Source organism: Pseudoramibacter porci (genome assembly GCF_009696145.1).
Lineage (GTDB): Bacteria > Bacillota > Clostridia > Eubacteriales > Eubacteriaceae > Pseudoramibacter > Pseudoramibacter porci.
On the sequence record NZ_VUMO01000007.1, the window covers coordinates 24,693 to 36,785 of the forward strand.

Consider the following 12,093-nt stretch of genomic DNA (forward strand, 5'->3'; position numbering starts at 1 on the left):
AAGAAGCGTCCGCCTTTTTAATTTCTCGGAATTTTACCTTCGGCCATTCGGTGGCTGATGTGCTGAAGGGCTTCCTGGAAAATATCGAGGACGTGCTTGTCGTCGAGGGAATAAAAAATATTGCGGCCGTCCCGCCGGGTGCGCACCTGGCCGTTGTCGCGCAGAATGCGCAGCTGGTGAGACACCGAGGACTGGCTCATCTCCAGAGCATCGACCAAATCGGTCACGCACATCTCGCGCTGGGACAAGGCGTACAAAATCCGCAGCCGGGTTTCATCTCCGAGCACCTTGTAGAATTTAGCCATTTCCCGGACGTAGACCGCCTCTATCTGCGTCGGTTTAGTTGTTTGGGTCTTGTCTATCATGGAATCTCCTAATTGTTTTTCATTTTTTTATGCGTTTTTACACAAGTTTTCTGTTTTGTTCTGTACATTTCCCGTCTTTTTCGTTACAATAAAGGAACATTAAAGATTAATGCGAATCACCCGATGCAAAGGAGATACTGAATGAAACTGAAGATCGTTATCATCATACTCATCGCAGTCATGCTGATCTCCGGCTGTTTTCTGGCATGGTCGCTGGGTACGCGCAACCCATCCCCCAATTCGACGGAGTCCATCAATTCTTTCGAGCAAATGGAATGGTTCACCCATTCAATCGGTCACAGCGACAAAACGGCGCACCCCCGCACCGTCATCGAAAAATAATTTTTGGCTTCTCAATCCCGAATCAATGTGATTCGGGGTTTTTCTTTATATTGGCCGCAAATCCACGCCGCGTACCGCCGGCTGTCAAACCCGGGAATCGCAAACAAAGCGAGACCGACGGGCAGATCTGGTCCATAAGGGATGTCGCCGTCGATCTTGATCGCAGACATCGGCAGGTTAAACCCGCGGCCGCTCCACTTCATCACAGCCTCCCGCTTGGCCCACCCCTCGGCAAAAACGCGGCTGCGCCGGCGGATGGGCACCTTTTCGAGGGCGTCCGCTTCGGCGTCTCCAAACATCCGCCTGGCTACGCCGAGGATGCGCCTATCTGCTTTGACCTGCTCGAGATCGACGCCGATCGGGCGGTCTGCAAAGGCGCAAACCACCCACGCGCCGGAATCGGCACCGTTGAAATACAGCGGCGCCCCTGTTTGAATGAGTTCCGGCTTGCCAAATTTGCCAATTCGAATCGGATCGCTGCGCTTGTACACGGTCTTAAGCAGATATTCCGCGTAAGCCCGCACCTCATGGCGCATGCGTTTTCGTTCTGTCATGTATACTTGAATGTCCATTTTTCTTTTTTATGCTCCGTGACACACCGCGCTTCCCGGGCAGCCGGAACAGCCGCCTGCTGCACAGCCGCAACTGCGGGGCAGCGCATCAAAATCAATCCATTTGCGCCATTCTTCCGCTGTCGGATATATTCCCGCGCATTTCACCTCACGGTCGATCATCAACGCCGGAAGCGTACTGGGGTCGATCCTCAGACCCTCCGGAATGCTCAGCGCATCCCAGCGCTCGACGTCAATGCCGGCCTTTTCGAGCCGCTCGAGCAAAAGAGTCAGGCGAGTTTCTTCAACGGGATCGCTCCCTTCGTCCAGAGCGTCGATCCAAATGACCTTTCGAATCATCACTTGTCGTCCGGCCGGTGGTAAACCTGAATGCCCTCGAGCCCCCAGACTTTTTCGGAGAAACCGCCCGGCTTGGTGTTGGCCTGAATTTTTTCCATCGTATTCATGCGGGCGTCGATCACATCCAGATAGTGCAGCATTTCGGCTTCAGCGAACATGGGCTTCGTCGGCGAACCGTATTCGGGTTCGTAGTGATGGGACAAGACCATATGCTTGAGCTGGAGGACCAGTTCGGGATCAGTGCCGAGCTTTCTGCCGTATTCGTCGATAGCGACGACACCGGTGATGATGTGGCCGAGGAGCTTGCCTTCTTTAGAGTAATCCGAAACCGACCCATTGGGATCGGAAAGCATCTCGACGGATTTGCCGAGGTCGTGGAGCATGACGCCGGCGTAGAGCAGATCGGCGTCGAGGAAGGGGTAGAGCGGGGCCAGCGCCTTGGCATCCCGGAGCATCGACCAGGTGTGGAAAAGCAGCCCGCCCTTGTAGGCGTGGTGCATCCGCTTGGCCGCCGGAAAATACATCAAAGCTTCGCGCTTGTCCTGAATCATGGCACCGACAAGTTTTTTGAGATCGCTGTTTTTAAAATCGTTGATCGTGTCGATCAAATCGTTGTACATGCTCTGAATATCCGCTGGCGCCGATTCGACAAAGTCATTGATATTGACGTCGTCGCCTTCGTTGGTCAGGCGCATCCGATTCACGATGATCTGCAAGCTGTTGTTGTATTCCTGGACCTTGGCTTTGATCTTCACCAACGTCCCTTCGACAAATTCGTCTTCGTCTACGGGCTTAACATCCCACATTTTGGCGTTGATGCCATTAAAATTGCGGTCAGTCAGCGTCATGTTGAAATACCGGCTGCCGTTGGCCGAGGTTTTGACCGTCTGGGATTTGATGAACAAATATCCCAGCAGGTTGTCGCCTTTTTTTACTTTAGATAAATCTATATTCTGCATAATCTCTCTTTCTCAATCCATTAGCCTTCGACGATCTTGATACAGACCTGTCGGGTCCGCGGACCGTCAAATTCCGTAAAATACACGCCCTGCCATGTACCCAGCGCCAATTTCCCGTCTTCGACGAGAATCGTCTGGGAAACGCCAAATAGTGACGATTTCAGATGAGCGGCCGAATTGCCCTCGAGATGACGGTAGTCATCTTCCCAGGGGACAATTTTATTTATTTCCCGGGAAATATCCAGACACACGTTCGGGTCGGTGTTTTCGTTGACCGTCACTGCGGCTGTCGTATGCGGGATCCAGACAACGGCGAGACCATCCGTGATGCCTGCCTCTTTGACCGCTTCCGCAACGGTATTCGTAATGTCGAGCATCTGGGTGTGCGCCGTCGTACGGATGGTTTTCTTTACGATTTTCATTTTTTATCTCCTCTCGCTTTGCGGATCACCGCCCGGCTGCCGTGGCTGTCATCGACGATGTCGACGGGGCGGATATGCTGAACAAATTTCGAGAATTTCGAATAACCTTTGTCTTTCCAGCTGAATCCCGGGAAATTCGTGTGCACGAGATTGCCGAGATAACCGAGCTCAATGCCGTTTCGGCCGGCGCCTTTCACTTTTCCGACAATGTAAGCGGTCACTTGGCGCTCGGTGCCGTCTCCTTCAGCGAGGGCGACGGTTTGTGAGCGCCCCGTCTTATTCACGGTGAAACGGCTGGATTCTTCTAAAAATTTAGACAGCAGGGAATAGCCGTAGTCTCGGACGTCGAAATCCGGGTATTTGTTGTTGAGCCGGCTGCCCACTTCGCCGAGGCCGGTGGCCTTGCCCTTGTTGGCATTCTCAGTAATGATGTTGGCAATGGTGTTCTCGACGGATTTTCGCGGGGTGCGGCGGTCGACTTTGTCCGCATTGCGGTCTGCCGACGCGATGGGCTCGTCGATTTCCTGTTCGTAGGTGTCGAGAATATTTTCAAGGCTGATGAATTTGGTGCAGGCGTTTCTAAACGAGCGGGGCGTCTTGTCTTCGCCCATGCCGATGACCCGCATCCCTGATTCCCGAAGGCGGCTGGCCAGCCGGGTAAAGTCAGAATCGCTGGACACGATGCAGAACCCGTCGACCATGCCGCCGTAAAGAATGTCCATCGCGTCGATGATCAAGGCGGAGTCGGTGGCGTTCTTCCCGGTGACGTTGGCGAACTGCTGAATCGGCGTGATGGATTTCGAGAGGAGTTCATCACGCCATTTGGCCGAGCCCGGACTCGTCCAGTCGCCGTAAATCCGCTTGTAGGTCGCCACACCGTAATTGGCCATTTCGTTTAAGATGCCCTCGATGTACTTCGCTGAAATGTTGTCACCGTCGATGAGAATGGCAAAGCGCAGATCCTCGGCGCCCATTGCTTCGTAATGTCTGATATCCATGGGGCTCCTTTCTATTTGATTGATGTTTTGATTTTAATTTCAGATGTTTCTATTTTACCATATCTTTCCAAATTGTCTGCAATTTCTGTTATAGCTGTTTATTAAGGATTCTCTTTTATAATGATCTAAAAAAATGGGAGGGCTATGATGAAACTTTATCCAACCTCAATCTCGCAAATTGTGAAAGAAACCTCTGACACGTACAGCTACTTGCTCGAGATTCCGGACGGCTACACCTGGACGGCAGGCCAGCACGCACTTTGGCGTTTCCAGGATTACACCGTCAATCCCGACGAAAAACCCGGCCGTGTTTTCACAATTGCTTCGGCACCGGCAGACGGTTTTCTGATGTTCACAACGCGCATCGCTGAACCCCATTCAGATTTCAAGGACATTCTGCTGAACCGGGTGAAGCCCGGCGACGTCATGCTCGTCGCCAACGCCCTTGGCAGCTACACCTTCCATGACACGACGGACCGTGCGCTGGTCATCGCCGGCGGGATCGGCATCACCCCGATCCGCTCGCTGCTCAAAGACATGGCCGCCCGCCGCGACACGTCGAAAAAAGTGACGGTCCTTTATTCCGACGACCGCGGCGAATTTGCCTACGGTTCGTTCTGGGATGAAGTCCGGAGCACACTGCCTAACGTCGACCTACAGCTGATCTCGAACCGCGACGCCTTTACCGATGGGGTCAACGCCTACGCAAAAGCCAACGGCAGCGATGCCGAATACCTGATTGCCGGTTCGCCAGGCATGAACAAGGCCTTCGCTGAAACATTAACCGGTCTCGGCGTTGCGGCGGACCGCATCGTTACGGACGATTTCAGAGGATATTGATCCCGCGCCAACCTTTCGGCACGCGATCGGCACAAGGGGGCAGCCGCCCCCTTGTTTGCGTTTATCCGCCATTTGATTTAAAATCCAAAGGATCCTGCGATCATCAGGACCATCACTAAAATTAAAGGAGAAAAGTATGAAAAAAAATCCAGCAAAAGTAATCGGCGGCATTGCCCTCGGCGCCGGCGCGGCGATTGGCGCGGGCGTTGGGTTTATTAAAGGGATGCACAAGGCGATCCAAAGTGACGACAAGACGATGCCGCTGTTCGGGCTGATCTGCCCAATGGAAGAGGAGACCGCGCCCTTCCGAGAAGCCATGGATATTCGGCAGACAACGGTCATCTCGGGGCTGACGTTCACCGAAGGCACCCTCTGCGGCCAGTCGGTGGTGCTCGTCCAGTGCGGCGTCGGGAAGGTGAATGCCGCGGTCTGTGCCCAGGCGCTGTGTTCCCATTTCCCCATTGACGCGCTGATCAACGTCGGTGTCGCCGGCACGACGGCTGACGACATCCACCAAGGGGATATCGTCGTCTCCTCGGATGCCGTCCAGCACGACTTCGACGTGACCGTACGCGGGTTTGCCCCGGGTGAAATTCCGGATCTGCCGGTTTGGGATTTCCAGGCGGCGACGTCCTTAATCGATCTGGCCGCACGAGCATACGAAGCCTGCCAGGATGAAATGGACGGTGCCAAATTCAGTGTCGGGCGCATCGCCAGCGGCGACCAGTTTATCGCCGGCGGTCCCCGGGCGAACGCGATTCAGAACACCTTTAAGCCGGCCGCTGTCGAAATGGAAGGCGCGGCCATCGCTCATGCTGCCGCGCTGAACGATGTGCCCTTTGTCATCATCCGCGCGATTTCGGACAACGCCGACAAAGACGCACCGACGCTGACCTACGACGAATTCCTGCCTCTGGCCATCCGCCACAGCTTCACCCTCGTGTGCCGAATGCTCGCGATGGCGGAGTAAAAATCTTCACTGCATAAAAATGGCACCGTCATCTGTCAAAATGACGATGCCATTTTTTTTACGCCCTCGGCCGCCTTCACAGTAAAGCCGCTCAGCCCACAAACTCAAAAAAATGACAACCGGCAAATTTGTGGAAAAGTGGATATCAATGGGGATAACTGTGCTTGCGCTTTTGAGTTTTGCGTTTTGCGTTTTTTGCCTTGCGGCGGCGGGTGCCTTTGGTGCGTGATTTTGCCTTATGCTTGGATGCGGCGGCATGCCGCTTCTTTTGAGCGCGGGCCTTTTCGCCCAGAGGCTTCGCCTTTCTCACCGAATAGCCGAAACGCCCAAGGCAGTCGCCCAGGGCGAAATACCCGCCGTGAGAATAGGCGATGAGATGGGCCCGATCCAGATCAAATCGGCCTTTCTCGTCTAAATACTGCGGGTCCACATCGGTGGACACGACCTCGGCGACAAACATGTCGTGGGAGCCCAGCTCGAGCACCCGGGTCACCTTGCACTCGAGACAGACCGGACTCTCGGCGACACCTGGCGCCTTCACAATCCGCGACGGGCTTGGGTGGAGGTGCATTGCCGCAAATTTATCCACATCCCGACCTGATTTCACCCCGCAGTAATCGGCCGCCCGCGCCAAATCCTCCGTTGTCAGCGAGAGGACAAACTCGCCGGAGCTACTGATCAATTCGTGGGTGTATCGCGATTTCCGAATCGACACCGACACCATCACCGGATCGGAGCACACCGTCCCGGCCCAAGCCGCCGTCATCACGTTGGACCGCCCTTCTGCGTCCACTGCGCTCACCAACACCGCCGGGATCGGGTAAAGCAGGTTTGCTGGTTTCCAATATTCCCTTGCCATTCTTCTATCTCCTTTGACGCGTTTTTCGTTGTGTTGAATTGATTTTATCATAACGAAAAAAAGGGACGGCTGCAAGCCGTCCCAAATTCCGTGGTGCTCTCTCTTATTCTTCCTTACAGTGCGTGATGGGCGTTTCTCGCAATGACGTCCAGCTGCTGTTCTCGAGTCAGGTCGATGAATTTCACCGCGTAGCCGCTGACACGGATCGTGAAGTTCGCGTATTCCGGTTTTTCCGGATGTTCCATCGCGTCCTTGAGTTTGTCGAGTCCGAAGACGTTGACGTTCAGATGATGGGCGCCCTGGCTGAAGTAGCCATCGAGCACGTTGACCATCTTGCCCTTGCGTTCGGCGTCATCGTGGCCCAAAGCGTCCGGATGAATCGTCTGGGTGTTGGAGATGCCGTCGAGGGCGTATTTGTACGGCACCTTGGCGACTGAATTCAGCGACGCCAGCAGACCGTTTTGTTCGGCACCGTATGACGGGTTGGCCCCTGGTGAGAACGGAGTGAACGCTGCGCGGCCGTCCGGCAGCGCACCCGTCGCCTTGCCGTAGACGACGTTGGAGGTGATGGTCAGAATTGACGTCGTCGGTTCTGAATTGCGGTAGGTGTGGTGTTTCTTAATCTTATCCAGGAAGGAATGGAGCAGCTTGACCGCGATGGCGTCCGCTCTGGGGTCGTCGTTGCCGTAGCGCGGGAAGTCTCCTTCAACCTTGAAGTCCGTCGTCACGCCATATGCGTCGCGAATGGCGGTCACCTTCGCGTATTTGATCGCCGACAGGGAATCGACCACGTGGGAGAAGCCTGCGATGCCGGTGGCAAAGGTGCGGCGCACGTCGGTGTCGATCAATGCCATTTCTTCCGCTTCGTAGTAGTATTTATCGTGCATGTACTGGATCAGGTTCAGAATATTGACGTACAGCCCGGCCAACCAGTCGAGCATCTGGTCGTATTTGTGCGCCACTTCTGCGTAGTCGAGAACGTCTGAGGTGATCGGCGCGTATTCCGGACCGACCTGCATCGGCGAACCGTCTTTGTTTTTGAATTTTTCGTCCTTGCCGCCGTTGATCGCGTAGAGCAGCGCCTTAGCCAGGTTTGCACGCGCGCCGAAGAATTGCATTTCCTTGCCGGTCTGAGTCGCTGAGACGCAGCAGCAGATGCTGTAGTCATCGCCCCAGAACGGTTTCATGACATCGTCGTTTTCGTATTGAATGGCCGAAGTGGTAATCGAAATCTTCGCGGCGTAGCGTTTAAAGGCTTCCGGCAGACGCGGGGAGTAGAGCACCGTCAAATTGGGTTCCGGCGCCGGCCCCATGTTTTCCAAAGTATGGAGGAAGCGGTAATCGTTCTTCGTGACCATGGAGCGGCCGTCCAGACCCGTGCCGGCCATTTCCAGGGTCGCCCAGACCGGATCACCGGAGAACAATTCGTTGTAGCTCGGGATCCGGGCAAATTTCACCATTCTGAACTTCATGACCAAGTGGTCGATGAGTTCCTGAGCTTCGCTTTCCGTCAGTGTCCCTTCTTTTAAATCCCGATCGATGTAGATGTCGAGGAAGGTGGAGATGCGCCCGACAGACATGGCCGCACCGTTTTGCGTTTTGACCGCACCGAGATAGCCGAAGTACAGCCACTGCACCGCTTCGCGGGCATTGACAGCCGGTTTCGAAATATCGTAGCCGTAAATTTCAGCCATCGCCTTCAGTTCCTTGAGAGCGTTGATTTGATCGGTGATTTCTTCGCGCAGACGGACAACATCGTCAGTCATCGTGCCGTCGCCGCAGTTGAGCTTGTCTTCTTCTTTCTTGTCAATCAGATAATCGACGCCGTAAAGGGCCACGCGGCGGTAGTCGCCGACGATTCGGCCGCGGCCGTAGGTATCCGGCAGCCCGGTGACGATGTGCGCGTGGCGGGCGCGGCGCATTTCCGGCGTATAAGCATCGAAGACCGCCTGGTTGTGGGTCTTGTGGTATTCGCCAAAAATTTGATCGTATTTCGGATTGATCTGATAGCCGTACGTTTCAGCGGCTTCCTTCGCCATTTTGTAACCGCCGTAAGGCATGAAGGCCCGTTTCAAAGGCTTATCCGTCTGCAGCCCGACGACTTTTTCAAGGCCTTTGGTGTCAGCGCCAATGTAGCCCGGACCGTAAGCGGTCAGACCTGAGACCACTTCTGTTTCACAATCGAGCACGCCGCCCTTGGCCCGTTCTTCCTTCTGAAGGGCCTGAACCTGATTCCAGAGTTCAGTGGTCGCGTCCGTGGGACCTTCGAGGAAAGATTCATCGCCGTCGTAGGGGGTGTAATTGTTCTGAATGAAATCCCGGACGTCAATGTCTTCCTGCCACAAATTGCCTTCAAAATTGCGCCATGCGTTTGCCATTTTAATTCTCCTTTTCACAAAAACCTAAACCATTTGAATCTGCTTGAGCTTTTATATGCATCGTCTGTGTCTTATTTTCCTGGCACGAGGATCGCCTCGGCCGCCTGCACCTGCTCCGGTGTTGGCGGTTTGACACCTTCGAGGGGGTAAACCCGCCCGAGGGCTTCCCATTTGTAAGCCCCCATGGTGTGGTAGGGGAGCACCTCAACTTTTTCGACTGTTTTCAATGTATCGATAAAGGCCCGCTCCGCCTTCAGTCCCTCGGGATCGTCGGTAACCCCGGGCACCAGCACTTGCCTGATCCACAGCGGCACCCCGAAATCTGAAACTGTCTTGAGCATCTGATGGATGTTGGCGTTGGACACGCCGGTGAGCCACTTGTGATGATCTGCGTCCATTGTCTTGATGTCTGCAATCACGAGATCGGTGAGCCCCATCAATTCAACAAACTTGTCGTACCAGGGGCCGTGGTCAGTGAAGGGCTGCCCCGCGGTGTCGATCGCGGTGTGGATGCCTTCGGCCTTCGCCAGTTTAAACAGTGCCAACAGAAAATCAATCTGCAGCAGCGGTTCGCCGCCTGAAACGGTGATGCCGCCGTCGGTGCCCCAATAGGGCCGGTAGCGCTTGGCCTGGGCGATTAAATCCTCAGGGGTGCGCAGCGTGCCGCCGCTGCAGTCCCAGGTGTCCGCGTTGTGACAGAAGCGGCATCGCATCGCACAACCCTGAACAAAAATCACAAACCGGATGCCCGGCCCGTCTACCGAACCGAAGGTTTCGATGGAATGAATCCTGCCTTGTAGCTCTGCCATATCGCCGCCTCCTTCATTTTCTAAATTAAAAAAAGTGCTTGTCTTTCAGACAGGCACTTTTTTGGGATGTCTCATCTTTAAGACACCCCTAATGTAACACCTTCATCGAGTTCATTCTTTGATTGAAATCAAATAAAAAGCAAAATTTTATTTTTTTGTGCAAAATTTTTCTCGTATCGTCCTGTTTTCATTGTTGTGCAATCGAATCTCATTCGGTTTCCACATAGGCTGACAGGGCCTGACGATCTAAAACCCGCAGTTTCCCGCGGCCCATTCGCCGAATATAACCGTCCCGCTCCAACTGCGTCAAATGGCGGCTCACGGTCTCGACCCGGAGATTGACCGACGAGGCGATATCCTCAAGCTTCAGCTCGACGTCCCGGTCGAGGCACCGCGCGTCCCGATAGAGCAGAAACTGGCCGATGCGCCGGCGCGGGTCCCGAATCGACAAAATGATGACTTTCTTTTCGGCCTCGTCAAGTTCTGTAGAGAGCATCTCGATCAGGTGGACCACCGTCTCAGGATGGCGTTCGAGCACGTCGGTCAGCGCGTCCCGGGGAATTTCACAGAGGGACACCGGTTCGAGACAGATCACATCGTAATGGTAAATGTGATCTTTCAGAAAGATCCCGTGCCAAATGGCCTGTCCGTCGTGAAGGACATCGAGAATATGCTCCTCGCCTGAGGCGTCGGTGCTGGCAATTTTAACCTTGCCGCGCTGAATAATGAGCACCGAATCAATGGGATCGCCCTCCCGAACCAGCGCACTGCCCCGGGCGTGGGCAGAATGCACCGACCGGGCGACGAGCTGGCCTTGAATGGCCATCGGCAGCCGCTCAAACAAACGGATATGGGAAATACAGAAACGACGCTGATCCGTGTACGGACATTGACATTTATGGGCAGACATGTCGCCCTCCTTTCAATCAACAGAATGGACTGACTTTTAAAGCACGCATAAAAAAACAGACCCCGAGGAACATCCTCGAGATCTGTCAAATTGTAGCCGCGGTTTACGCTTCCGCTAAACTAGGGGAGAGCAGATGGGTGATCATGCCCATCGCTGATTTCAGCTTTTGGCAATCGTCGGTGCTCAGCCCTTCAATCTGAGAGCTGACCCGGCTGTCCATCATCGAAGCCAATTCTTCGACGACGCTCTGGCCCTTTTCAGTCAGCCGCAGGGAATAGGCCCGGCCGTCCCCTGCGCAGGGTTCCCGGGACACCAGTCCCTTTTTTCGGAAACGTTTGATGATCCGGCTCATGTACCCCTGATCGACATACATCGCGTCGGCCAGTTCGTTCAGCCGGCATCCGTCTCGTTTCTTCAGCTCGAACAGCGTTCGGCATTCGGTGATCGAAAATCCCGAATCCAGATAGCCGTCGTTGAGCATGCCCATGTACACCGTGTAAAATTCGTTAAAATCACAAATTTCATGAACCGTGTCGCTGAAAACTTCCGCGTTTAAATCTGCCGTCTCTAGAGGATCCGGCACGTCCTGTGCTTCTAATTTCATAGATTGATTAAGTCCTTTCTGTTTGTATAAACTTTTATAAAACAATCGCTAATCATCTATGTTTATATCACAAATGCTTGACCGGGTCAAACTTTCCAGTGTGATTTAACAAAGCATGGGACTTAACCCATCTCTGCTTTATCTTCGCTTAAGTTTCAGATAAATAATCGCCGGCGCTCATCAGTTCACACTGAAGCGGGGCAAGACCGGAGAGCACCAGTTCTGACGCCGCTTCCTTCGACCGATCCAGCCCCGAGACCGCGTCGGTCAAATAGAGGACGTGGCAGCCGAGATCAATGGCCGCACAGGCTGTCCACAGCACACAGCATTCGGCGACTACGCCGGTCAGAACGACGCGCCCGCCCCGCTCCCGCGCGCGCAACGCTGCCGCCCGAACCGACGGATGGTCGAGGGCGCTGTAAGTCGATTTGGGGCAATAGGGGTGTGTTTGCGCCAAGGGCACGATCTCATCGGCCAGCGCATTCAGCCACGGGTCGGCGTTGATCGCCGCGTATTTCTCATTGTAATGCTGCCAATCCCCTTCAGGTAATGCCGGCGGAAGAAAGGCCGTGACCATCAGCTCAGCGCCCATTTGATCCGCAGCTTCAGCGATGTCACACGTCCGCGCCGCTGCGCCGTCGAAATCCCGGCAGGCCCATTCCTGACCTTCCCGGTAAACGTTCTGCATGTCGATGACGAGAATTAGATCTTCTTTTCGCATCAGCT

Annotated in this window: 15 protein-coding genes; 3 read left to right on the top strand and 12 right to left on the bottom strand. The window is 54.5% G+C overall.

Annotation, left to right across the window (positions count from 1 at the left end; translation table 11 throughout):
- Window positions 1-17 precede the first annotated feature (17 nt).
- Window positions 18-365: an ArsR/SmtB family transcription factor gene (locus FYJ52_RS06280; RefSeq protein WP_154576377.1), complete on the bottom strand. Its 348-nt coding sequence runs from the start codon at window positions 363-365 to the stop codon at window positions 18-20.
- A gap of 141 nt (window positions 366-506) precedes the next feature.
- Here FYJ52_RS06280 and FYJ52_RS06285 point away from each other — a divergent pair, with 141 nt between their 5' ends.
- Window positions 507-707, top strand: a complete 201-nt coding sequence (locus FYJ52_RS06285; RefSeq protein WP_154576378.1) for a hypothetical protein — start codon at window positions 507-509, stop codon at window positions 705-707.
- 11 nt (window positions 708-718) lie between these two features.
- Here FYJ52_RS06285 and FYJ52_RS06290 read toward each other — a convergent pair whose 3' ends face one another.
- Genes FYJ52_RS06290 through FYJ52_RS06310 form a run of 5 tightly spaced genes read right to left on the bottom strand, consistent with a single transcriptional unit; the run spans window position 719 to window position 3,997 of the window.
- Window positions 719-1,279: a 4'-phosphopantetheinyl transferase family protein gene (locus FYJ52_RS06290; RefSeq protein WP_154576379.1), complete on the bottom strand. Its 561-nt coding sequence runs from the start codon at window positions 1,277-1,279 to the stop codon at window positions 719-721.
- A 9-nt stretch (window positions 1,280-1,288) separates the two neighbouring features.
- The gene (locus FYJ52_RS06295; protein ID WP_154576380.1) at window positions 1,289-1,618 is read right to left on the bottom strand and encodes an arsenic metallochaperone ArsD family protein; all 330 of its coding nucleotides are present in this window, start codon (window positions 1,616-1,618) and stop codon (window positions 1,289-1,291) included.
- Window positions 1,618-2,577 carry a 3'-5' exoribonuclease YhaM family protein gene (locus FYJ52_RS06300; protein ID WP_154576381.1) on the bottom strand — a complete coding sequence of 320 codons (960 nt, stop codon included), beginning with the start codon at window positions 2,575-2,577 and terminating at the stop codon, window positions 1,618-1,620. The genes FYJ52_RS06295 and FYJ52_RS06300 overlap by 1 nt, the downstream gene beginning before the upstream one ends.
- Before the next feature lie 20 nt (window positions 2,578-2,597).
- Window positions 2,598-2,999 carry a secondary thiamine-phosphate synthase enzyme YjbQ gene (locus FYJ52_RS06305; RefSeq protein ID WP_154576382.1) on the bottom strand — a complete coding sequence of 134 codons (402 nt, stop codon included), beginning with the start codon at window positions 2,997-2,999 and terminating at the stop codon, window positions 2,598-2,600.
- Window positions 2,996-3,997, bottom strand: a complete 1,002-nt coding sequence (locus FYJ52_RS06310; protein WP_235901557.1) for an NYN domain-containing protein — start codon at window positions 3,995-3,997, stop codon at window positions 2,996-2,998. The genes FYJ52_RS06305 and FYJ52_RS06310 overlap by 4 nt, the downstream gene beginning before the upstream one ends.
- A gap of 147 nt (window positions 3,998-4,144) precedes the next feature.
- Here FYJ52_RS06310 and FYJ52_RS06315 point away from each other — a divergent pair, with 147 nt between their 5' ends.
- Together FYJ52_RS06315 and FYJ52_RS06320 are read left to right on the top strand one after the other, a co-directional pair.
- Window positions 4,145-4,837 carry a ferredoxin--NADP reductase gene (locus tag FYJ52_RS06315; RefSeq protein ID WP_154576383.1) on the top strand — a complete coding sequence of 231 codons (693 nt, stop codon included), beginning with the start codon at window positions 4,145-4,147 and terminating at the stop codon, window positions 4,835-4,837.
- 136 nt (window positions 4,838-4,973) lie between these two features.
- A complete protein-coding gene (locus FYJ52_RS06320) occupies window positions 4,974-5,807 on the top strand; it encodes a 5'-methylthioadenosine/adenosylhomocysteine nucleosidase (RefSeq protein ID WP_154576384.1) in 834 nt (277 codons plus the stop codon).
- A 145-nt stretch (window positions 5,808-5,952) separates the two neighbouring features.
- Here FYJ52_RS06320 and FYJ52_RS06325 read toward each other — a convergent pair whose 3' ends face one another.
- The 6 genes from FYJ52_RS06325 to FYJ52_RS06350 all read right to left on the bottom strand — a co-directional run bounded on the left by FYJ52_RS06325 (window position 5,953) and on the right by FYJ52_RS06350 (window position 12,088).
- Window positions 5,953-6,666, bottom strand: a complete 714-nt coding sequence (locus FYJ52_RS06325; protein ID WP_154576385.1) for a flavin reductase family protein — start codon at window positions 6,664-6,666, stop codon at window positions 5,953-5,955.
- A gap of 113 nt (window positions 6,667-6,779) precedes the next feature.
- Complete coding sequence (pflB, locus tag FYJ52_RS06330; RefSeq protein WP_154576386.1) at window positions 6,780-9,044, bottom strand: formate C-acetyltransferase; 2,265 nt, start codon at window positions 9,042-9,044, stop codon at window positions 6,780-6,782.
- Window positions 9,045-9,115: 71 nt separating this feature from the next.
- The gene (pflA, locus tag FYJ52_RS06335; protein WP_154576387.1) at window positions 9,116-9,853 is read right to left on the bottom strand and encodes a pyruvate formate-lyase-activating protein; all 738 of its coding nucleotides are present in this window, start codon (window positions 9,851-9,853) and stop codon (window positions 9,116-9,118) included.
- Window positions 9,854-10,061: 208 nt separating this feature from the next.
- Window positions 10,062-10,763, bottom strand: coding sequence for a Crp/Fnr family transcriptional regulator (locus FYJ52_RS06340; protein WP_154576388.1), 702 nt, complete (start codon window positions 10,761-10,763; stop codon window positions 10,062-10,064).
- Window positions 10,764-10,866: 103 nt separating this feature from the next.
- A complete protein-coding gene (locus FYJ52_RS06345) occupies window positions 10,867-11,367 on the bottom strand; it encodes a MarR family winged helix-turn-helix transcriptional regulator (protein ID WP_154576389.1) in 501 nt (166 codons plus the stop codon).
- Between the two features lie 148 nt (window positions 11,368-11,515).
- Entirely contained in the window at window positions 11,516-12,088 is a 573-nt protein-coding gene (locus tag FYJ52_RS06350; protein WP_154576390.1) for a cysteine hydrolase family protein, read from the bottom strand.
- Between the last annotated feature and the right edge of the window lie 5 nt (window positions 12,089-12,093).